The following is a 21,466-nucleotide window of genomic DNA, read 5'->3' as shown; positions in this document are numbered from 1 at the left end:
TCCAAATAACTTGTCGTCATCACGGAGTAATCGTCTCTTAATTGATCAATCTAGGAACAGTGCTGTTACGGCCCATTTTGGGCACTTTATGGAGGTTTATTCGAGGAGATGATAAGAGCGGGAGGCGAAAAACTTTCACATGTGAAAGTTCAAAGCGGCCAATGGCCGCTTGTTTCACACTGTTCTATTGTAACGGAGTTCTCGATAAGCATCCCATGCTTGCTCTGATGAGACACCTCGACAACCAACATCTGTGGCGCACTCAAGGTCCATCTTGTACTGCTTAACCTTCTGGTCTGCTGTATCGCCCCAGCTCATGGCTGATGGGTACTTGGAAACACTAAACACATTTTCAAGTTCAGCCTGATAGTCGTCGTTTTGTAACAGAGGTTCGGTTTCACCATCATCCCAGCGAATGTAAGCCTTACCCTGGAGAGCCTTCAAATGCAAAGGCACCAGTAAGGTGGAAATCACTTCGTCAGCCCTGATGTCTTTGTAAGCACACCAGTGAGGTTTAACGGTGATCACACCATTTACCAAAACGATGTCACACGCCAGTGTCGCTTCAACATTATCGTTAACATCCTGCCGAGCGTAGATCTCCACGAAACCAACCTGCTCTGGAACAACCTTGTCGATGAAGCTCCAAAAGCTGGGGTACGACGTTCCATCGCTGAGCGTCAACTGACCGTCATGCTCTTTCAGCATACGGTTCAGTTGTGCAGTGAAGAACTCTGCCGACACTTTTCTTGCCAATGGTTCCATATCACTCAGTCGTAGAGTGGCTCCTGCACCCCCCTCATACACCTCTCCAAAAAAGAAATCTCTCTTACGCATTAGACTTTGCCTCCTTTAATCGCTTGCTGGGTCAGCTTGATCCAGTTCAACGGGTTTTCACAGTCAACATGGTTGCCAGCGGCACCAACTACCGTTTTGTATGCCTCCGAGCCTGCCGCTGTGTGTACTGCCAGCATAAACGAAAACATAGGGTCATTTTGCATGGTGCCAATCATCATTGCACTGGAAGTGTCTTTGAGCTGGCAGTTTTCAACCCGCAGATTGAGTACATCTTTTGCCACCATCTTACAGTCGGGACACACCTTCTCAAGGTTCTTGAGCTTTGCGTCGTCATTGAGCACATCAGGAGCCGCGATGGCAGTACCGGCCATACACAGCCCCAGTGCCAGCAGTTTGAGTTTATTGGTTACTTTCATGGTTCCTCTCTATATCGTTCCAATTTCGTTTCGGTAAAAGAACAGTGGCCCAGTGACTGTTCTGAGTTCCGGCGTTACTTGCTTTACTCTTGAGCAAATATGCTGCTTGAAAAAGTTGTGGTATCCGTACAAAGCTGGGCGTGTAAAAACGGAATAGATAATGAGGGTGATGGCCGCACCAGCGGCCCACCCGATCACGTCCGGAGAGATAAGTCCTGGCACGTCTGAGATACGTTCTGGTTCAACCAAGCGGCACACCACCAGCACCCAGAACCACATTACCGGCATCACAAAGATCATCTTTCCGACGCAAGCAATGAGCACCTTCACCAAATTCAAGCTCTGCGCCCAGTAAAGCCACAACGCAGACAAGGATTGGCGACGTATCACCTGGTAGACGTTCAATGGGATGTCGCACAGATGCACCCCATCTTGATTTATAACGGAGTAGCTCATCCTCCCTCCCTATACCCGTTTCTGGAGGTTGCCGAACGTCAGGCCAACCAGGACACAGCACGTCATCATTGTCATCGGGATGACAACCGGATCGAGCGCTATGGGGATGAAGAACGCGATGAACAATCCGGCCATCAGGTACATCGTTCCGCGAACGCTATAACGATGGAGAACCGGACTCGCATAATCGAAGTTGGTCCGCTTAATTCGCCATGTCATCATCCCGTCATATACCGCAGGTACGAACAGGATCAGCATATAGGGAGCCCACGCGGCTAACAGCGCCAACCGTGTGTAGAACTGGTAAATGACGTTGACAAAGGCTTCCATGCGGCCTTTGACCCACACAAACCAGCCCTTGCCCATATCCTGCATCCCCTTGGACTTCTGGCGCTCCTCTTCTGATGGGATCAGCGTTTGGTACATCCCCTCATAGAAGCCTGAATCAATAACGCTCGACCTGAACCAGGTAGATGCTTTGTTCTGTATCCAGTCTCTTGCTTCGACACCAAGACTCTGTTCCACCAGCACGGATTCCCTTTTGATGGCTCTGTCTGTCCAGTCGCCAGGGATCAGCAGCAATATTGCCAGCAACTCAATAACCAGCAGCCATGCGACCAGCAACCACGGCTTCTTCATAGTCGGTTCTCCTTAAAACAGTTTTCACGCTCTCACAGGTGATGAGCTCATACAGCAAGCCACGCAAAGAGGTCTCATCCTCATGGGGCTGCGGGTTAATGGATAGTTCTCCTGGATGGGAAGAAAGCCACAGTGAGAACGACTCTCCTGAATCGACAGACCATGAATCACCGCCACTATCGACAATTTGCACTTCCAACGCCCGGCAGGTTTCGGTGATCAGGGTTTCCAGAAATGCCCCAATTCTGGCCGGGTCTTCATATTTCTCTCTCTGCTCATGAAACACGAGCTGGCTGTAGCGATGCAGAGCTTCTTCAATGATCGGGTAAATCACAGGCTCCTGATTAGCCTTAATCCCGTCTGTGATGTAGCAGCTCAGCTTCTCGATGATGGCCTCCGATGCAGGCCAGTCGAATTGGAGGATGCTCAGGATGTGAGCGTTCTTGCGGCCACGACTTTTCAATTCATTCATAACCCTGTCGAAAGGGTTCACATCGACCATGATGGCTACCTCGTAATCTCTATACTTCTTGTCACACATAGCTCTGCTCTTACTGGGTCAATATGGGCAGACGGCCTTTTACGATTGTTCCGCCTGAAATTTTGGCTATGTATTCCAGGTTCGGAAGCATTCCCAATAACTGGGCTGGGAACAGATCAGCTTCCTCCTCCATCAAACGCTCGCCTTGGTTGCCTCCGTGCATAATGGGCTCCTTGCCATCCGAGTTCTGGCCTTGAGTCCGCATGACGTACTTGAGCCGGGTCTTCGGCAGGTTATCCGCGATATACTCCTGGGTTTCACCATCGACGATACGCAGAGCAAACGTGTTGTTGATGTTCCCCAACACCTGGAGCGCTTTGTCTTTGCTACCCAGTCGAGCTGCGAAGTCAGCAAAAGTCTGAGTTGCAACGAAAAGACGAAGTTTCGCACCGCGACCTTTGTTCAGGAGCTGGATGAACGGGTCGTTGATCACCTCGGCAGCCTCATCAACAAAGATATTTACGGGTCTGTTGTTGACGCCGTAGTTGTATCTGTCACCGGCAACCGCTGTCAGGTCTGACAGGAAGATGGACCCCATAGCACTACCAACCATGTTGTCGGTCAGGGAGTCGAGCCCCAGATAAGCAACTTGAGCGTTGTTGATGATTTTTGCGGAATCGGTGATCTGGCGTTCGTCGCTCAGATCAGATGAGTCTGGAGACAGCAGAGGGCCTAGCTCCCCGGACGTCAGCATATTCATGATCGGCAGGAGGTTCGCCACCATCTTGGAGAAGTGGGTTTGGTCGTGCTGGAACATCGACAGCAAGCCTTCCAGGTCAGAGTTCGGGTGCTCAGGTTGGATGATGTCGTAGTAGAACTTCATCAACGCGAAAGCGATCTTCTCACGCGAACCGTTTTTGGCTTTTTCCAAGTAAGCCGCTGCTTCTGCCTCCCAGTCGGGCATAACTCGCTCTGAGTAAGCCTGAACGGCCTTGATGACCAAGCCAGCAGCGCCACCTTCAAGGAATCGGCGGAGCTTTGTCAGGTTGGGACGATCATGAGTGATGACCAAGCCCTGAGCGATGTTGTTCAGTGCCTGCCATCCAAATGATTTGAACGGGTCGGCCCCTGCTTCGGACGGGATCAACGCTGCCAAACGACTTGCGATTTCAGTCACGCGGGTGAAGTTACGCAGAGGGTCGATACGCACCGACTCTTCCGGGAATGCTGGATGAAATGAGACGAATCTTTCCGGCTGCCCCATAGCTTCACAGGCACGTCGGGCATTGTCCCGCATCTCCTTATCCCCTTTCGGGTCTATGATGATCACGGCTTCCCCACGCAGAATGGCCTGTGAAATCAGGATGTCGAACATACGGGTCTTGCCCGAGCCGGTGGTCCCAACGATCAGCGAATGCCCCTCAGTGTGCTTGAGTGGCTGCATCAGCTTCTCTTCTTTGGGCTCTACCCCGTGAATCCAGGGCTGGCCGATTGGCAGCTCCTTTTTCTTACCCTGTATCTTCCGGACAACCTTTTTGACCGTGGACTCTCTCCCTACGATGGAAGTCCAGTCGCGTTTCAGGATCTCAAACACGCGCTGGGCATGGCGGTTTTCCCACAGGAACCCACTACCAAGCCACATATCGTCCGGCGTGTCCTTGATGTACTTTTGGAGCTCCGCAATGGAAATAAACTCCAGATCACGCCCCTTCAAATGCTTTTGGAGCAGGTGAAGTTTGATAGCCTTGGGCAAACGAGCCATCGCCATCACGCCACAGATCCCCGTCATCCAATAGAATGGCTCCGGCGGCATCGTGCTGACTTGCTCTACGGCCAAAGCCGCGCCGGAGGCGGCAAGCCAGCCTGCTACAGCATTTTTTTCATAGTTGGGCCGCCACGGCATCTCGTAGGCGAGCGGGTCATAACTCATTGTCATGTTTCATTTACCTCTAAATACAATTTTCCCTGACGTTTCTTGAGCAAAGGGCGTCTCTGTGCCCGGCTCAGCATCCCGCAGAGGATGTGTTTGCTGATGCCGATGTTTTCACCGGCAATCATGTCGAAGGCTTTGTCACTGGTTACTAAGCAGCCATCCTCTTCCAGGACAGGTGTCACGAGCCATCGGCCCGAGCGTTTTTGGATCATGTCCTTGAGCATCTGGAGTGCTTTCTGAGGCGTAACACCAGACGGCAAGAAATCTTCCGCGTTGATGTCTTTCGGGTTTGTTTTCGCCTTAGGCGGCTCAAACTCCCTAACCTCTGGATCTTCCCTTTCTCGCACCTCGACGTGTCCCAATTCCTTCTCACGCTCAACTTTGGGCTCAGGAGCCACCGGTTGAGCCTCCCGCTTAGGAAGGCGAGCCACGTTCTGTTTTTCTTGGACCGGCTTGCGCTGTTGCTCTTCAACCGGAGAAGTAACATCGACCTTCTTCTCCTTCGGCTGTGGCTGGGAGTCCTTACCTTTCGCCTTTTGTTCAGGCGAGGCTTTACCGGCATTAACCTCAGGCTTCTGCTGCTGCGCCTTTTTTCGGCTTTGTTGTTTCGGTGCAGACTTATTTTTGCTTGCATCCAAGCCAGGGGGAGAGACGAGCTCAAAGGCATCCTGGTATCCACCCATTGACGCCTCGGCATCCTTAATGGCCGCCACGACTGCATCTGAAAGCTGCTCCGCCAGTACAATTGCCTTCACTCCGCTGAAATCACGAACTTTGCGACCTGGCATAATCGGGTCCGGAACAATCGCGTTGGCGTGGGACAGCTTCGAGAGAACCTCTGACGGCGCACCCAGCGACCGAGCGCCATCCGGGTACAAAATGACGGCTTGCCCCTTCATCAGGCATAGGACTTCGCCCAGCGTCGTTTTACCTTCCAAAACAGGCATGATCGCTTGTTCAAGCAACGCCGATGCTTCCCCGTATCCAGACAACATCTCAACGAGCAAGGTCTTTGCGTCCTTCTCATGCTGATTAACGTTGTCCGTATGCGGCATTTCTGGCGTGTGCGTTGGTTGTTCTGGTGCGTCAGTCAGCATAGGGAGCGGCTCAATCGCCCATGATGGCGGTTCATCAGAACCACCGAACATTGGAAAGTCATCGCCCTGCAGGGAGTTTTGTTCTTGTGGAACGAAGTCCTGTTTTGGCTGCTCCTCTTGCTTTCCGGGCATTGCCACATCTGGGATTTCTGAGTTTGTTGCGTCAGTGCTGGTTGTCTCTGCCGATGCGTTGAATGCGTCAAACGGGAAGTCGATGTCCCCCAGTCCACCCCCAACATCCTTGAGTGCTTGTAACGGATTGTCGTTTGCCAAAGGTGGTGCGTTTTTGGCAATGTCCTGAGGGGACAGATCCTCTTTTGCCTCTGGTTTATGGGGTTGTTTCTCCGTATCACTCTTCGGTTTTGCTTTGCCCGGTTTGCTCTGCGGCTTACCCTTCTTGCCAGCGTCAGGCTTAGATGATTCCGTTGGTCCCGCATCTTTTTGCTCTGGCTTCTCCTCGACAGCATCGGAGGTGCTTTTCAGCATCTCCATCGCATCACCAAAGCCAAGGCCAGCTAGAGCTTTCTCTGCTTCCTGCTCTGCGGCCAACATGTCATCGTTCAGAGCTGCTTCACCTTCCTCTTGGTCGTCACCGTCATCGGCTTCCTCAGGATCAACGAACTCAATCTCAGCGTCCTCAACATCACCAACAACTTCCGCAGCAACAGCCGCAGGAGGCTCAGTCGTAAACACCAGGTCGTTTGATTCGAGTCGGAGCATCAAGATCTTCACCGAACCCGCCGCCTCCTGGAGCATCTCAGGCAAAACTTCCCAGTAGCGGTAGTACGCACGTTCACCCTTCTCCTGCACCGTGTTTGGTACAGCAAAACCACGTTCGATGAGAATGTCGGCCAGTGTGTCAGGGTCTCGTGGGATACCGGGGATCTTGTCGTGGCTGATCAAGTCATAAAGGTCCCCAAGCTGTTTCCAGGCAATGAATACACCTTGGTTGAGGTGCCAGACTTTCGCGCCTGGCTCATTGACCTTCCATTTTCCGGTTTTAACCAGGCGGCGGATGGCATCGAACACGTAACGCTCGACGGGCACACCATAGGAGAACTCGTCCACATCGAGACGACTCTGGCGAAGGTCCCGTGAGACGCTCTCTTGGTCAGCGCGAAGCATCAGCTTGGTCACAGGCTGATTGACGCTGGTTCCTGAGATAGCTTCCAGCATCGCTTCCATGATGGACGGGCCAGACTTGGACAGAAACTCCCGAGTCTCAGCCGGAATAATTCGATCCACCGCCAGCAGCGAGAATTGCTCATGTCTTTTGTGTCGCTTGTCGCGCCACCGGATAAAGTAACGGTCGATTTCGTGACGGTGTGCCCAGTCATGAAGTGACTCCGAATACGGGTTCCATGTGATTGACCCGTCTTTGTCCGTAATGGACACATCCGAGAGCGGTTTACCCACATCATGCAGCAGCCCAGAGAAACAGCTCGCCAGTCTCCAACGCGGCTCATTGTCACGGCGTTCCCGAGGCGTCCCCTCGATGGAAAAGATAACTGACTCAGATGCCTGAGCTGCCCAGAAGGCCACTTCAAGCCCATGTCGGAACAGACCACCAGCGCCACGGTGGTGGTGTGATTCGGAAGCTGGCAACAGGTGAACAAACGCGGCATACCGCTGGATCACCGGCAAAACAAGCCGGTTGAAGTCGTCCACAGTGAAACCGAGAGAGTTCCGCACTTTCTCAATCAGTTCAGCTTGGGTTGCCAGTATCTTGTCTAGTGGGGCCACTGGCAGGCCCTTGGCAAAAGGTGGGTATCGAGGGATTTCTTCATCTTCCACGTCTTTAAGCGGCAACACTCTGGCGCTCGGCGCGGTCTCGATCACTCCACTTCGCCCACCAAATAACTTGTTAAGGGCTTTCAGCATGTAGGTTGACCATATTCCTATCGTATTTCTCGTCGCTACATGCTCTCAAAACACCTTTAGATCGCACACACGCCTATCTGTCCAATTTGGGCAGTTTGAGAAACCAGCTTTCCATCCCCCCCCTTTTAGAATGGGCTCATCGACAATTTTTGATGAGGAACGACACGATGAGACAACTGATAGCAATTCTGGGAGTGGCAATTCTGGCCGGGTGTGCCTCTAACGCCCCCGAGCAAAAGCCTCAGCCCCAGACTGCCCCTGCCGAAAATGACAAACCTGCCCGAGTTAGCCGGGAACTGTCGATGGCATGGGACAACATGGGGCGCGGTGGTGCTGCATTACGTCAACCTGGTTATATCCATGTGCTGGGCGACGGTAATGTCAGCGCAACGATGAACAAGGTCAAAGATGACTCCGCTGGTTCAGATAAAACTCCAGCAGGGATCAAGCAGCACGGGGATGTGAACGAAGCCATCAATACCTTCAAGTCCATGAATAAAGGCAAAGGCTACTCGCTGTACGAGTTGTCACGCTGGGAACGCTATTGCGATGGCGGCAAAGGTATGGACGAGCACGATTGGCGCTTTGTGGAAGCCGAGGGGACTACAAACATCCCCAAGGATGTTGTAACCGGCTGCATACCACCTACCCACACCTATCAAGATTATCTGAATGCCTGGACGCACTTTTGCACCAGCCAGGCTGTAACTGACGCAGATCGCCGCATTGTGCGCGAGTCCGTGCGTCCCTATTCAGTGGTGAACCCATGCAAAGCTCTGAAATAAGAAACCAGACAGAGCCAAGCCGTAAGGCTGAGCTCTTCGACGCTTTATCAATCATGCTCCAGGAGGCCGGTTCGAGGGGTAATTCCCGCGAAGCGGCCTATGTCATTTCTGGAGTCCTCGAAAACCTCTCCAGAGACTACCCCGAAGTCAAAGGTCTGGCCCAAAGCTGGGCTGAGCTGGCGAATCTGGAATCAAAGATGAGAGGAGCTGCTTAATGGACCTTTATATCTGCGAGAAGCCTTCTCAGGCCAAAGATTTGGCTGGCGTAATGAAGGCCTCCCAACGAGGTGATGGATTTCTCCATGATGGAGGAAACCGCGTTATTACGTGGGCGTTCGGCCACCTGCTGGAATTGTATATGCCAGACGATTATGACGAACGCTACAAGTCATGGTCACTGGAGACCCTCCCTATTGCACCAGAGTCATGGCGGTACAACGTTCGCAAGAGTGCGTTCAAACAGTACAAAATTGTTGAGGGACTGGTCAAAAAGGCGAGCACCATCTACATCTCAACGGACTACGACCGAGAAGGTGAGGCTATCGCCCGTTCGCTTCTGGATCGATTCCGCTACTCTGGCCCTATTCGCCGGGTTTGTTTGACGGCTCTCGATGAGTCAAGCATCAAGAAAGCGCTGAACAACGTAAAGGATGGCAAGGATACGGTCTCACTCTACTACGCCGCATTGGCACGGCAACGCGCTGACTGGTTGGTAGGCATGAACGTGAGCCGCCTCTACACAGTGCTGGCCCGAGATGTCGGCTTCAACCACACTCTTCACGTTGGCAGAGTTATCACCCCAACCGTCGCTCTTGTTTGTCAACGGGACCGAGAGATCGCCGGTTTCACCCCCTCACCATACTGGACTCTGGGTGTGAACGTGTCCGTACAGAATGGACAGTTTGCCGCCCAATGGATACCACCAGAAGAGTGCAGTGACGAGCAAGGCCGGTGCGTCAATAAGGCCTATGCCGAGCAGGTAGCCTCCCAGGTCAATGGTGCCAATGCTGTTATCAGCAAAGCAGAAACCAAACCAGGTAAAGAGTCAGCCCCCCTCCCCTTCGATCTAACGTCGCTGCAACAATACGCAAGCAAACGATGGGGATACACCGCTCAGCAGGTACTGGATGCAGCTCAAGCTCTGTACGAGACGCACAAAGCGACCACCTACCCTCGTACTGATAGTCGTTATCTACCCGAGAGCCAAAAGGAAGACATTCCGGACATTCTCCAGGCGCTCATTTTGTCCGATCAGAACGTCTCTGGGCTGGTGGCTGGCGCAGATCCTCATCGCAAGGCCAGGGTATTCAATGACGCCAAAGTGACCGCGCACCACGCGATCATTCCAACACCGGCCAGAACAGACATCAGTGCCATGTCTGAGATCGAGTTCAATCTTTACGACGCCATCCGTCGTTTCTACATCGCGCAGTTCTACAGCGAGTTCGAGTTCACCAAAACCTCCATCGAGGTGCAGTGTGGGCGTCACCTCTTTGCGGCCTCTGGTAAGACACCTGCCAAACAAGGCTGGAAGGTTTTGTTTGCTTCTGATAGTGAAAGCAGTCCCAAGGACGAGGGGGAAGACACCGACGCGCCGGTTGAACAAGAGAAGCTCCCCAGGGTTAGCCAGGGCGAACCCGCTTTGCTTAATGGTGCCGAGCTGGCAAACAAAATGACGCGGCCAGCACCGCACTTCACCGAAGCCACATTGCTTGCCGCGATGGAGAACATTGCCCGGTTCGTGACTGAGGAGAAGTTCAAGCAAATTCTCAAAGACACAGCCGGTTTAGGCACTCCAGCAACACGCGCAAGCATCATCCAGGGCGCTGTTGATAAAGGCTACTTCAAACGTCAGAAAAAGGTACTGCTTGCAACTGATAAGGCTCATGCGCTTATCGCAGTGCTTCCACCAGCCATCAAATCACCCGGCATGACTGCGGCTTGGGAGCAGGAGCTTGAGAAAGTCGCCTCCGGCTCCGGGAATATGTCTGTCTTCATGAAGCAGATTTCCACCTGGATCTGCCAAATGGTTGAGCAGCTCAAAGTGCCCGCACCGGTTCTGACCAAAGAAGGTGGCGCGATGGCTAAAGCCTTCGAGGGCGCTAAGCCGCCTTCACACGAATGCTTCAACTGCGGTGGAGAGATGCACCGGATCAAAGGGAAGAACGGATTTTTCTGGGGCTGCCAGAACGAGGCTTGCAAGAAGACGTTCCCAGACAACCGAGGGAAACCCGAGAAGCGTATCGCGGCTGAGGATTGTCCAGACTGCCCAGATTGCGGTAGCCCGATGCGTCTCAGGAAAGGAAAAGCGCCCGGCAAGAAGCGAGCTTCTAAGTTCTGGGGCTGCACCGCCTATCCCGATTGCAAAGGCACTATGCCCTTCAAAAAGTCGGACTTTATGGATTGATAGAGGAATTAAGTATGTTTGGAACAATCATTTTAACTGCGATGCTCACCACCAGCTCAGCCACTGCCGAAGATGCAGGGAAGAACATCGCCTCAGGCTTGGCGGCGGCATCCGCCAGCCAAATGGGGCAGGCCGTAATGCCAACTTTAGCTACCAGCTCGGCCATTGCAAAAAGCGCAGGTAAAGGCATGGTGTCAGGTTTGGCTGCGGCGACTGCCAGCTACATTCCCCAAGACGAGCTGAGCTTTACTCGAAGCTATAAGAACTCTGAGGCTGTGGATATGGCAAAGGGCCTGGGGACATTGAAAGAAGCGCCTGAGTTTCTCTACGTTGTTACAGACGTAAATGCCAACATGGCGGTCAAATGCAAGCGCGTCTGGGAGCCTCAATCTCTGGCTTTAAGTCCAGTGATTGTTGAGCTGGTGGAACTACGTAAGACGAACAACAAAGACAGCTACGAACAAGCACTATCCCACCTCGATTGTTCAATGTTCACAGACTAAAACAATTAAGGGGCCGATGGCCCCTAATTTTTAATAACCCAATTTCTTTTGATACCTGATTTTCCTACCAAGCACAGTTGTCATACACCATTCAATTCACATGGATAGCGAATACTTCAACCGGACAATCTCCAAAGTGCGGGTGCGTTATAACACTCCTTGAGAAGCCACGCCAAGGGCGAATCTCTATCCTGGACATATCTCCAGCCTTTGGGTAGCCACACTTAACATGGACTTCATCATACTCGCGCCCCTCTAGTCTTTTTATCCAGTAGTCTGTAACGAGGCGATATTCATCTGGTTTTTCTCCAGATTTGATCTGATCGAAGTAAATCTTTTTTACGGGCAGATGAAGTATTCTCTTTTTCATAATCACCACCTGATAGCCCATCAGACTATCTAACTATTCGACAAAACATCCCTTTTTCAATTTCTGTCTCTCTCGCCTCATGGGCCAATACAATATCCGCGATAACACGAATATTCCCTTCATAGTTGCGAATGGCCGCATCCCTCATCGTGTCTAAAGTGTCCTGACACTTCGCTCGCCTGAATTTAACGAGCCAACTTTGCCGATCTATCTTGTCCACACCAAATCCCATTTAGCGAACCATGTATCCAGCTTTTTTGGCCGCAGCATCAAGCTCGGAGGAGAAGTTAACGTCGGACTTTTCTGCCGCGTTATAGAGGGCTCCACACTTGGGCCATGAGCGTCCTACCAGTTTCATCGCCAACGCATCCGCCAGCATTTCTCGGATCTGTGTTTCAGCCTCACCAAAATCGGCCAGAGTTTCGTCTATGCCCGACTCTTCCATCAGCTCGATGAGCTGTGGTTGTTTGAGCCAGACGCCTGTTTGCATTTCCAACTGATCTCTTGCATCGGCCACCAATTGGCGTTCAAGGGTTACGCCATTCACGGTCTTAACAAATTGCTTTGGCTGACGCTTTACCTTTTTTGGCCTGGACACATCAGAGATAACCGTCACCGGCTTCCCACGCAGTTCACGCGGCAACGGTCCACTTAGCCCCAGAACTAAGCGACGAGCGTACTCATGCTCGTATGGTTTCAACCCTCGACCTTCACGGTACATTTCAGTATCCACCAGCAGATCACCGCGCAGCCTCGCATTTTTCCGCACTTGTTCGGACAAGACCGATTTACCCTTCCCGCTGGCTCCCATTACGAGCGAGTGAGATTCTACTTTGTTATCAAAAAACATAATTCCGCCCCCAAGGAGGTGTTGCTATAAAACATGGTTTGAACATCCGTATTTTCACGGCAATAACCGCCGGATAATGCAAGACTCCCAAACCTAAATAGGTCTCCAGGTGATGACATCGAAGTCATAGCTGACTTCCGAGTTGTCGTCCGCCGTTCGCCACGAACAATCATCTTCCTGAACATGGATCAAGTCGTACTCAACAATTTTGCCCGACCAACATCCTTTAAGCTGGCAATGAACAGGCACACCGACGACCGGCATCTTGTCGTTGACGCTGATCCACGGTTCTTGCTTTTGATCCAGATCCACCGGTTAGTCCTCTATGAACGATTTAATGGATCGCCCATCAAAAAACAGTTTCCCAGTTCCTGATACCGAATGTACTTCTGGAGCTGCCTTCCCTTTCAGGAGTTTCTGATAGCGCACCGCGTCTTTGAGCTCAGAGATCCTGACGCCAATGAGTGTGGCCGTCTCCTCAACTGTTAAAATACGGTCCCAAAAGCTGGTGGCGCTGTTATTGCGCCCACCGATACTCTGGGCAACGCACTCTGTTCTGGCCGCTTTTCCCTTTGCCATTGGCAATGTCCTCTTCATTCTTCTCAGCCCCCAGCTTACTCAGTATTTCAGCTTTTGTAGCGCGATGGCCGCGCATTAAAAGAGCATTCAGCAGGTATCCAGTGAACACCTCTGTACTCGGCATACGGTCAAGCAACTCAACATACTGCTCATCCGTCAAATCATGGATCTCACAATATTTTTCCACCGCCTTTTCGTAGGCTTCTGCGTAGCCATGAGTGGAAATCCTGAAAGCAATATCCCCATTGCCGTAGCCTGGCTTTGTGACGAGAAAACAAGGCGCGAAGTAGGTTCTCTTCACCCCCATCCGGCTCCGGTTCTCAATGCTGATATAAGCCCTCAGCCCCTCAGCAATGATGTTTGGCCCGGAGTTGCGTCGCCGCTTACAAGTCTTATTCTGACGCTTCACCTCTTCTGCCTCAGCTTCCCACTTTCGGTCCAAGCTGTAGGCCAGCCGGTGAGCTGTTGCGTAGGAATACTCTCTCAAGGAGAAGTATTCCTGCCGGTAATCATCCGCCACCCCAACTGTTCGTGCGACACGGAACCCGACGAAACCGGCGTCATGGGTTCCCTCGCCGTAGTAAATGACTGCCATTATCTACCTTCCTTACTTCTGATACCGTGCTGCACCACGGTATGGCGACCGCAATTCACATTCAGGTGATCCCGAACTGCGGCCATGACCGCTGAATGCAATCTGTAATCCACACTCTGCCCAAGCGTTTCTGTCGCTTGTTCTTTTGCCATCCACGAAACATCAAAGCTATCAGGTATCGACATCAACTCCTGAACCAGATCGACCGATGGCTTGTAAATGCGGCCACCGTCTTGGATGTACACTGCATCCTTTACCCCACGATCCTGAGACTTGAGGATGGTCGGGCAACTGGTGCTTTCTCTCGTCAAGAACGCAGGCATCCTGCGAGAAGTTGACTCTCTGGCCTGAATTGACTTCAACACTGTGACGTCAGCACAATCCCCGAGGTGCTTCTCGATCACCGGCCACAATCGTCCACCAGCTCTCTGCTCAGGTTTCGGTGGAACGAACCCAGGGAAGACCGACGCCACCATGTAATAGCGTTCTCGCCCCTGGTAAGCGCCGAAATCCAGACCGTTCAAGACCATCTCAGTGAGGAAGTACCCCATCCGCCGCAGTGTCGTTCCCATCATCGCCCCGGCTCCGGATGCTTTGAAGTTCGGGACGTTTTCCACCAGCACGACGGCAGGGTTCACGACCTCGATCTGTTTTAGTGCCGGGTAAACCATGTCGAGCATGGTGGAGAGATCCTCAAGAGAACGCTCTTTGTCCCTTGGACTTTTGGCGTTTGAGTGGTCATCACACCCCAACGAGTAATGGGCCAAACCAATTGGTGGGCACTCCGCCAGCAAGGCTCCAAGGCGATCCAGCTCCAGGTGATGAATGTCTTCATTCAGCAGGATACGCGGGGAGCTGTTCACCAGCGTATTGAGCGCATGTACTTCACTCAGGTTCCGCCCGGATGCTCTGTCTCTGGCTTCAACTGGACGATGCTCCAAAACAATCTCAGCCTTCCAGCCAAGCGCTTCCATAACATGAATGTCTACCCCGCCAGTCAATGCCACAAAGGCACGGAAAGGGCTGGTTTTTCTGAACCGATCCGCAATGGCAAAGGCTCTGTTTGCGACAGGAGTGAAGACTACTCGGCCTTTTCGCATTTCGACGTGGAAACGCTCTGTATAGCGAGGGAAGCACTTATCTATGAGCCCTTGTCCAGAAAACTCAATAACGGTTTCCAGCGGGTTGTTGGAGCGACTCTTTGGTTGATACCGGCGCTGATAAACCTGGTGTGTCTGTAGTTCATCGGTCGCTGGGATCACCGAAAAACCGCCCATCCCCTCCCCTGGCTCAACGGCGATGCCCATACCTGGCTTGAACCCCATAACATCCAAAAAGTTGGACGAAACCCTAACCTTGCGTTTATCGCCTACTCGATTGAACGCAAGTTGTTTGGTTACTACGGAGGGGGAGACGATCGGTAACATTGGTCAACCTCTTTTCTTCTTGTTTTGCTCGCGCTTCACCATTGCTCCAGCAGCTTTCAGAAGTCTCTGGTTCTCCGCCAGCTCCTCTTGGAGTTCCTGAGTATCCTCTTCTGTCTGAGGCTTTTTCAGCTCGGCCTCGCAATATTGGACCTCTTCCTGCAAGCTGACTTTCGCAAACTTGAGAGCGGCCAGTCGCGTCGTATAAACGCCAAAAGGCAATTCGCCACCTTCCCGGAACTGCTTCAAACACCAGCTCGGTATAGATGGCAACCAACCAAAGTCCCCATTCTTCCGTGACCTTTTCCCCCACGTAATCCCATCTAACTTTTGGGCAAGATTGACATAGCGTTGATCGCTGGTTGAGTTGCGTCGTTTCTGAATAGAGCGAACTATCCACTCTGTAACCTCGACCTTTGCTTTATCATCATCAGAGATGTAATAAAGGGCTGCGTACAACACAGCGCCTTTACGAATGACTGATGGTGGGTATGCCTGGGCTTTCATCTATCCCCCTATCGCTTTTTCTGTCCGACAAGACGGAGATGATCGGCGGCCAAGTCATACTGCTCGTTTTTGTCGCGGCGGCGGAATCTGTCAAAAAACTTCCCTCGTGGCAGGGTTTCTTCCATAGCGATCAGGCGGTTCAGCCACACTTCTTGAGGTAGCATCCCTGCTGGAGTCGGCCCGAGCTTACGTCCTTCCTTGACGTGCTCCATTGTTTGCGTGGCAGTAAAAATCGCACCACCAAACTTTCTCCACTTGAATTGCAGGGGCATATCTGGAGACTCATCCAGCATCAATTTCTTATTGGTTTGTTCTGTCACGACAATTACTCCACCATCCATTCTTCACTAAGCAGGAACGCCCAGCGCTCTTCTGCTTTTTCTGGGTTGTCTTTGGCCTGTTTGATCATGATCTCGGCGGCGTTAAAGCCTACCTCTCCACTGAACCGGCCCCATGAATGGCTATGCCACTCGCGCATCACACTTCGGCCAAGCGATGCAAGTTCTGGACTTACACCCTCATGGAGGGCATAGAGCTCCCAAGCATCCCACCCGTATCGTAATAGGTTGTGCCCTGGGGCGTTAAAGGCCTGAGCAGCCTTGAACCGCTCTCCAGGCTCCTTCCCTCTAACATCCACACCCTGGAGCACCAACCCCATTACCACTTCAATGACCGGCTCGCGTTGCTTCTTTGCCAGCTCGATGGCAGCCACCAGCATTGCTTTGGCGTCAGCAAATTTCCCATGCCCTTGGCACATACCGCAGGTTTCTTTGGAAGGGGAAAAGTCATAAACACCGGAACCAGCACAGAGGCGGCATGTCATGTCAATCATGGGCTCTTCTCTCCTCATACTCTTCGATGCGCTCTTTCAGACGCTGAACCACTGGTGCGAGCTCAGGGATAGCTTCCGCTTCCTCAAGCGTGTATCGCTTGTCTTCCTGGTAATCGACTATTTGAGGAGGCCTTGGCTGTTTAGGGAACTCAGCAAAGTCATTCAGCGACATCGAGGTAGGAAGTCCTCCTTCAATCTCACCTTTTTCGTTGAGTGACTGGGTGACGATAAGCTGTGTTCCGCCCACCTCGGTATCAAAGCGGTCATCAAAGCGCTCACCGATAGTCCAGCCGCCACGGCCAAGAACACAGGTCGTACTCATACGTAGGCGATTGAATGCTTTAGCGTCATCCCAGTTCAAAGGATTTTCATCCATGAGGAAAAAAGGCGCTTCGTCCCGAACGAACACCTTGGACTTGGCGTTATCGAAGATCGGCCCAAACACCCCCTGCTGGAGGTATGGTTCGACCTTCTCTGCAAGATCCTGGTGCCCTTGAGAACGCAGCGCCTCATAGAGCTGGGTGATTGTTTGTTTGCCGGTGCCCGGAAGGCAGGACAATACTGTCTGCTTTTCCTCGTCACTCAGGCTTACCATTCTGGACAAAAAGCTGACTACCAGCTCGTTGTGCCCATCGACCGTTTCAATGTTGAGCTTGTTCTCGTCCATCTTCTTCCTCAGTAATCGGTTCGATAAATTCAATGGAGTCCATGCTTACATGACTGATAATGGCTTTCAGGCCGCAGCAGTCGCATGGTTCAAAGGTCAGTTCTGATCCCTTGGGAGACTGATGCGTGACCGTTGCCACAGCCCCTAGAGGGATCACCCCCCAGCCGTTTTTTAGTACCCGAGTAGTTCTGACCAGCCGACCTTTGTACTCTCGTTTCAGTTTCGGATGCGGCACTACCGCATATCGCTTACTCATTTCGGTCCCCTTGTACCAAAGGCTCGACAACCAGCTCTTGAGCTTCGTCCCAGTCGGACACCTTTGCATCACCAAACGCAAAGGCAATTCGCATAGCCACTGTCGGCCTGCCTATTTTCATCAAGTAAGCCGCAGCACCGGCACACATCGACTCTTGTCCCGAAGGTGCATAGTTACCCTCTTCATCCCATTCACCACCTGACTTTGAATGCACGGTCTTGTGGCAATGAAACGTCGTCATGTCGTTTTCAACGATGTCGTTGATGATGCCTTCTAATCGCCCAGGGACCAGCTCGATAGCGCCCTCCTTCCGGAATGGACAGTTGGCGCAAGGTTTCTTCAAACGGAGATGATTTGCTTGCTTTGGCATACATATCACTTTTACAGTATCATTTTATGATTCTATGATATAGCCATATTCCGTGTAGTCAATATCTCACTAACAATTACTTTCTATCGGACGCTTACGCGCCCATTTTGGGCAGATAGACAAGTTATTTGGGCGTTTGGAGTGTGCGAGGTGGACAGCGGGGAGACTTTCACATGTGAAAGTTTTGTTTCTTGGTATCGTTTTATTGTCCCTTGATATTATTTTATGATGCTGTAATAATCATAAATAAGGGCCGCATCGCTCTTCGACCTTCGTTGCAGCCCTTACAACACAATCAAGCAATTAAGGAGCTTTGTTATGCTGCAAGGCAATACTAACACGAATAAGCGCATCCCGCTCGCGGCGTTCATGAAATGGCCGCTGGCGAAACGTCAGGACTTCATCGACCGGGAAATGTCCGGTTGCCCCGACTTTATCAAGACGTCTTTGCTTCGGCATTAAGGCGATCAGGCAGGAAAGCAAAGAACCTCGCTTCGGCGGGGTTCTTCGTTTCTACCTCTTGAATGTTTCGTCAGAACAAACTGGAGCGCTTATGTCACCAGAAACACAGCAACTTACATCCAAGGCTTTATCTCTCATCGAGCAGTCCCGATACAGAATGGGCACATCTCGGTTTGTTGAGGCCTTTATTGACCAGTGGGCATACTTGCAGACTGGCCTATACCCAGCCAAGGAGGAGATCCCGGAAGAACTTCAGCCGGTCGCCTTCGAGCTCTCTCACGTCCTGTCTGCCGCCATTAAGCGCGACCCCACCAGCGATGTTTTGGGTTACGTCCTAAGCATGTCTGGCTTCCACAAGAAGGGCACCAATTACTTCCCCACTCCTCCAGAGATTGGCCGCTTGATGTCACTCATTGTTGGCTCACAGTCTTCGGCAGACTTTTATGAGCCCTGCTGTGGTTCTGGCATCAACGCCATTCACTGGATGGAAAACCTGATCGAGAACCACGGTCCCGAAGCATTGAGAGAAGCCTCAATCTACCTGGAAGACATCGATCCGTTGATGGTGAAGTGCTGCATGATCCAGCTATTCCATTATTTCGAGTCCCGCAATACCACTCCCAAAACGCTGAGTATCGTCGGCATAGACACCCTTAGCAGACGAACCAAGAACATCGCCTACTACGCCGAAAAACCTCCAGCAACCGCCGCTACCGTGGCAGCATAAAAAAACCCGCCGATTGGCGGGTTTTGCATTCAATGCGCTGCTCTATGGCACCTTACAGTTTTCCGTACCGGTTCAAGAACGAAGACCTGTCTAAGATCCCCCAGTCTGTCAGCATGTAGTAGCCGGTGGCACCTCGTTCGCCGGTAGACTCCCTGACGAACAAGATATTCATTCCGAACTCATCACGCAGGGCAGACAACTGTCTCTTGATCGTTGATTCAGGAATATTTGTTGCCTTGTGAAGGTCTTGGAGACTTGGCTTCTCCGTTTTAGACAGGGCATTCACCAAAGCAAATTTTCTTTTCATGTCCTGTGAGATCTTCATATTCACCTGTTCTTGACAGGCCCAACCTCTCTGGCTGGGCCTCCTTTATTAGCCTTCGACACTCAGGAGTTCAATGTCTGACACAGGCACATGAACATGCTTTTCCTTGCCTTCGCCATCGAGCGTTTTAACCCAGACAGTAGACGGAACCAGAGCAACACGGTCGGTCATGATGACTCCACGTTTGGTCTCGCCATCCAGGTTAACGTTGACAGCAAAAATCAAACTGTCAGCCCGGACGTTCTTCCATTCCTTGTCCTTCGGCAGAGGAGGAAGAGCATCACCGCCTTCTTCATCTTTGTCCTTGCCGCTGTTATCTGGCTGCTTGACAGGATCTTTGTGCTCACCCTCTTCATCACGCAAAGGGTCTTCGTCATCATCGTCCTGACCATTGGAATTTTTACCCCCTTCCAGTTCCTCCTGGGCAAGGTTCAGGTCGTCATTCCCGGTTTGTTCCGACGTACCATCCCCACCCGAGTTGAGGGATTGCTCGTCGGTGTTGCCAGCGCCAAGCTCATCATTCTGGTGGGAGCCAGTCAGTGGGCCTTTTTCCATTTCGTCTTTGATACGTTTGGCATCATTCAGCAGCTCACGGCTTTGTTTACGAGTAATCCCGTCAGACATAGCCACCGCGCAGACGGCGCGACATCTTTCTTCATTCAGATCGAACAAGAGACGAAGGTTATTCAAGGTCTCTGTATCAGAACATACTTCATTATCGTATAACTCACGCACACAGTCAGGTAGCTTGAGCAACGACAGATGCGTAGATACGAAAGTGATATTCTTACCGAGCCGATCAGCAATATCCTTTTGCTTCCAACCTTCTTCAATAAACAGGTTTAACGCCTCGGCAATCTCTACCGGAGTCAAGTCATCCCGCTGGATGTTTTCGATCAGCTCACCAGCAGTCTCGTCCAAGTTGTTCTGGACCTTATCATTCACCACCAAGTCAATGGTCTCGATACCAGCGTGTTTACACGCTCTCCAACGCCGCTCCCCTTTTTGGATGACGAACTTGCCTTCTTCGTTCTTCGGGAACACGATGATCGGAGACTGCTGCCCTTCGGTCAGCAAGGTTGCCGCCAGCTCTTCAATGTTACGGAAGCGCTTACGAACCTGGACCTTGGATACAACGTCGTCAACAGGTACGGTAAGAACCTCTTTGCCTTTCTTGCCTTTGGCGGCTTTAGCAAGTTCGGACAGGCCTTTTAAATTGTTCAATGCCATCGCTTAGCCCACCTTCTCTAATAGTTCTTCCAACACCGCCTCAACTTCTTTGGCCGCGACATGTCCATAGCGAAGCTCCCAGACAGGGATGCCATCAGTCGTCGCCGTATCGAGCGGAGGCCGGTGCATAATTTTGTTCTCAAACAACAGATCCGGAACTGTGTTCTCCAGCGACTTGAGGGCTTTGTCGTGATTGACAGAGCGGTCCATGTCGTTGATCACGATGCCCAGGATCTCCAAATCTTGGTTGTACGCCTCGCGCACACCAATAATCGTGTTCAGGAGACCTTCTACGCCGTCCACAGCGAAGCCAGAGAGCTTTACTGGACATGCCACATGGGTAGACATCACCAACGCTGCCACCAGCTTTCTGCCGAGGCTAGGCGGACAATCAATCAGCACGTAGTCGTAGTTCTCAAACAGCTCAGCCAAATGGCGAGCCGGATTCATGGCCTGGTCAAGAGGCACAGCCTCCATCTCAAACAGATCCGGGTCGTTTTTCGGCGTATGAATGAGGTCTGCACCGCAAGGGCAGTGCATGACCTCAATGCCGTCCAGCTCGTAAGCGAACAGCTCTGCGGTTTTGGTTCCTGTGAGGATGGGCTCGTAGTCACCATCCTCAAGCTCTCGTCTGGGGGCCAGTCGAGAGGACGTGTTCCCCTGACCATCCATATCCAAGACCAGCACTTTCTTTTTCTTCTGTAACGCCAGATAAAAGGCCTGCTGGATACAGAGGGTACTCTTACCCACTCCGCCTTTCTGGTTGGCGAAGCTGATTACTTTTGCCATACCCACCTCTATTTTGGTTTCTCGCAGGTGATCAAGACCACCCCCAAACTTTCACATGTGAAAGATTGTAGCGATCATAAAATGATA

The 21,466-nt window shown here is 51.9% G+C and carries 28 protein-coding genes; 6 read left to right on the top strand and 22 right to left on the bottom strand.

Annotation, left to right across the window (positions count from 1 at the left end):
• Positions 1-174 precede the first annotated feature (174 nt).
• The 7 genes from P3L40_RS24160 to mobH all read right to left on the bottom strand — a co-directional run bounded on the left by P3L40_RS24160 (position 175) and on the right by mobH (position 7,701).
• Positions 175-837, bottom strand: a complete 663-nt coding sequence (locus P3L40_RS24160; protein ID WP_001231463.1) for a hypothetical protein — start codon at positions 835-837, stop codon at positions 175-177.
• On the bottom strand, positions 837-1,214 hold the full coding sequence (locus tag P3L40_RS24155; RefSeq protein WP_000869261.1) for a hypothetical protein: 378 nt from the start codon (positions 1,212-1,214) through the stop codon (positions 837-839). Before P3L40_RS24155 ends, P3L40_RS24160 begins: the two co-directional genes overlap by 1 nt.
• A 241-nt stretch (positions 1,215-1,455) precedes the next feature.
• Positions 1,456-1,632 (bottom strand): hypothetical protein, encoded by a 177-nt coding sequence (locus tag P3L40_RS24150; protein ID WP_169342285.1) that lies wholly within the window; start codon positions 1,630-1,632, stop codon positions 1,456-1,458.
• Between the two features lie 47 nt (positions 1,633-1,679).
• Entirely contained in the window at positions 1,680-2,309 is a 630-nt protein-coding gene (locus tag P3L40_RS24145) for a DUF4400 domain-containing protein (RefSeq protein WP_000743450.1), read from the bottom strand.
• Positions 2,266-2,811: a hypothetical protein gene (locus P3L40_RS24140; RefSeq protein WP_000228720.1), complete on the bottom strand. Its 546-nt coding sequence runs from the start codon at positions 2,809-2,811 to the stop codon at positions 2,266-2,268. The genes P3L40_RS24145 and P3L40_RS24140 overlap by 44 nt, the downstream gene beginning before the upstream one ends.
• Positions 2,812-2,860: 49 nt before the next feature.
• Entirely contained in the window at positions 2,861-4,726 is a 1,866-nt protein-coding gene (traD, locus tag P3L40_RS24135) for a conjugative transfer system coupling protein TraD (protein ID WP_000178856.1), read from the bottom strand.
• The gene (gene mobH, locus P3L40_RS24130; protein WP_001337757.1) at positions 4,723-7,701 is read right to left on the bottom strand and encodes a MobH family relaxase; all 2,979 of its coding nucleotides are present in this window, start codon (positions 7,699-7,701) and stop codon (positions 4,723-4,725) included. The genes traD and mobH overlap by 4 nt, the downstream gene beginning before the upstream one ends.
• A gap of 167 nt (positions 7,702-7,868) precedes the next feature.
• Between mobH and P3L40_RS24125 the strand changes: the two genes are divergently transcribed.
• From P3L40_RS24125 to P3L40_RS24110, 4 genes are read left to right on the top strand one after another with little or no spacing between them, the layout of a single operon-like run.
• Positions 7,869-8,486: a hypothetical protein gene (locus P3L40_RS24125; RefSeq protein ID WP_001249396.1), complete on the top strand. Its 618-nt coding sequence runs from the start codon at positions 7,869-7,871 to the stop codon at positions 8,484-8,486.
• A complete protein-coding gene (locus P3L40_RS24120) occupies positions 8,468-8,701 on the top strand; it encodes a hypothetical protein (protein ID WP_001191892.1) in 234 nt (77 codons plus the stop codon). Before P3L40_RS24125 ends, P3L40_RS24120 begins: the two co-directional genes overlap by 19 nt.
• Positions 8,701-10,893: a DNA topoisomerase 3 gene (locus P3L40_RS24115; RefSeq protein WP_000366822.1), complete on the top strand. Its 2,193-nt coding sequence runs from the start codon at positions 8,701-8,703 to the stop codon at positions 10,891-10,893. Before P3L40_RS24120 ends, P3L40_RS24115 begins: the two co-directional genes overlap by 1 nt.
• A gap of 14 nt (positions 10,894-10,907) precedes the next feature.
• A complete protein-coding gene (locus P3L40_RS24110; protein ID WP_000468105.1) occupies positions 10,908-11,396 on the top strand; it encodes a hypothetical protein in 489 nt (162 codons plus the stop codon).
• A gap of 91 nt (positions 11,397-11,487) precedes the next feature.
• Here P3L40_RS24110 and P3L40_RS24105 read toward each other — a convergent pair whose 3' ends face one another.
• The 12 genes from P3L40_RS24105 to P3L40_RS24050 all read right to left on the bottom strand — a co-directional run bounded on the left by P3L40_RS24105 (position 11,488) and on the right by P3L40_RS24050 (position 17,846).
• Complete coding sequence (locus P3L40_RS24105) at positions 11,488-11,766, bottom strand: hypothetical protein (RefSeq protein WP_014386427.1); 279 nt, start codon at positions 11,764-11,766, stop codon at positions 11,488-11,490.
• Positions 11,767-11,791: 25 nt separating this feature from the next.
• Complete coding sequence (locus tag P3L40_RS24100; RefSeq protein WP_213291358.1) at positions 11,792-11,986, bottom strand: hypothetical protein; 195 nt, start codon at positions 11,984-11,986, stop codon at positions 11,792-11,794.
• A gap of 12 nt (positions 11,987-11,998) precedes the next feature.
• Complete coding sequence (locus P3L40_RS24095) at positions 11,999-12,616, bottom strand: hypothetical protein (RefSeq protein ID WP_000464631.1); 618 nt, start codon at positions 12,614-12,616, stop codon at positions 11,999-12,001.
• A 93-nt stretch (positions 12,617-12,709) separates the two neighbouring features.
• On the bottom strand, positions 12,710-12,928 hold the full coding sequence (locus tag P3L40_RS24090) for a hypothetical protein (protein WP_000362482.1): 219 nt from the start codon (positions 12,926-12,928) through the stop codon (positions 12,710-12,712).
• A gap of 205 nt (positions 12,929-13,133) precedes the next feature.
• Positions 13,134-13,790, bottom strand: coding sequence for a hypothetical protein (locus P3L40_RS24085; protein ID WP_000268551.1), 657 nt, complete (start codon positions 13,788-13,790; stop codon positions 13,134-13,136).
• Positions 13,790-15,217, bottom strand: a complete 1,428-nt coding sequence (locus P3L40_RS24080; RefSeq protein ID WP_000936896.1) for a DNA cytosine methyltransferase — start codon at positions 15,215-15,217, stop codon at positions 13,790-13,792. Before P3L40_RS24080 ends, P3L40_RS24085 begins: the two co-directional genes overlap by 1 nt.
• Before the next feature lie 3 nt (positions 15,218-15,220).
• Complete coding sequence (locus tag P3L40_RS24075; RefSeq protein WP_000647189.1) at positions 15,221-15,721, bottom strand: hypothetical protein; 501 nt, start codon at positions 15,719-15,721, stop codon at positions 15,221-15,223.
• 8 nt (positions 15,722-15,729) lie between these two features.
• The gene (locus P3L40_RS24070) at positions 15,730-16,041 is read right to left on the bottom strand and encodes a hypothetical protein (RefSeq protein ID WP_002210541.1); all 312 of its coding nucleotides are present in this window, start codon (positions 16,039-16,041) and stop codon (positions 15,730-15,732) included.
• 5 nt (positions 16,042-16,046) lie between these two features.
• Positions 16,047-16,553 (bottom strand): hypothetical protein, encoded by a 507-nt coding sequence (locus tag P3L40_RS24065; RefSeq protein ID WP_000566600.1) that lies wholly within the window; start codon positions 16,551-16,553, stop codon positions 16,047-16,049.
• Entirely contained in the window at positions 16,546-17,220 is a 675-nt protein-coding gene (locus tag P3L40_RS24060) for a thymidylate kinase (RefSeq protein WP_000344151.1), read from the bottom strand. The genes P3L40_RS24065 and P3L40_RS24060 overlap by 8 nt, the downstream gene beginning before the upstream one ends.
• Positions 17,195-17,476: a hypothetical protein gene (locus tag P3L40_RS24055; protein WP_000044824.1), complete on the bottom strand. Its 282-nt coding sequence runs from the start codon at positions 17,474-17,476 to the stop codon at positions 17,195-17,197. Before P3L40_RS24055 ends, P3L40_RS24060 begins: the two co-directional genes overlap by 26 nt.
• A complete protein-coding gene (locus P3L40_RS24050; RefSeq protein WP_001125905.1) occupies positions 17,469-17,846 on the bottom strand; it encodes a hypothetical protein in 378 nt (125 codons plus the stop codon). The genes P3L40_RS24055 and P3L40_RS24050 overlap by 8 nt, the downstream gene beginning before the upstream one ends.
• Positions 17,847-18,164: 318 nt before the next feature.
• Between P3L40_RS24050 and P3L40_RS24045 the strand changes: the two genes are divergently transcribed.
• Entirely contained in the window at positions 18,165-18,308 is a 144-nt protein-coding gene (locus tag P3L40_RS24045; RefSeq protein WP_000939033.1) for a hypothetical protein, read from the top strand.
• A gap of 91 nt (positions 18,309-18,399) precedes the next feature.
• On the top strand, positions 18,400-19,035 hold the full coding sequence (locus tag P3L40_RS24040; protein ID WP_000074431.1) for an N-6 DNA methylase: 636 nt from the start codon (positions 18,400-18,402) through the stop codon (positions 19,033-19,035).
• A 52-nt stretch (positions 19,036-19,087) separates the two neighbouring features.
• On the opposite strand, the gene P3L40_RS24035 is transcribed toward P3L40_RS24040, so the two are convergent.
• The 3 genes from P3L40_RS24035 to P3L40_RS24025 are packed head-to-tail and all read right to left on the bottom strand — an operon-like array spanning position 19,088 to position 21,379.
• The gene (locus tag P3L40_RS24035) at positions 19,088-19,360 is read right to left on the bottom strand and encodes a helix-turn-helix domain-containing protein (RefSeq protein WP_000703827.1); all 273 of its coding nucleotides are present in this window, start codon (positions 19,358-19,360) and stop codon (positions 19,088-19,090) included.
• A gap of 48 nt (positions 19,361-19,408) precedes the next feature.
• Entirely contained in the window at positions 19,409-20,590 is a 1,182-nt protein-coding gene (locus P3L40_RS24030) for a ParB/RepB/Spo0J family partition protein (RefSeq protein WP_001207227.1), read from the bottom strand.
• A 3-nt stretch (positions 20,591-20,593) separates the two neighbouring features.
• Positions 20,594-21,379, bottom strand: coding sequence for a ParA family protein (locus P3L40_RS24025; RefSeq protein ID WP_001151304.1), 786 nt, complete (start codon positions 21,377-21,379; stop codon positions 20,594-20,596).
• Between the last annotated feature and the right edge of the window lie 87 nt (positions 21,380-21,466).

The sequence above is a fragment of the Providencia sp. PROV040 genome, assembly GCF_032706145.1.
Classification (GTDB): domain Bacteria; phylum Pseudomonadota; class Gammaproteobacteria; order Enterobacterales; family Enterobacteriaceae; genus Providencia; species Providencia hangzhouensis.
The sequence above is the reverse complement of the archived record's forward strand: the minus strand, read 5'-3'. Positions and strand labels throughout refer to the sequence as shown.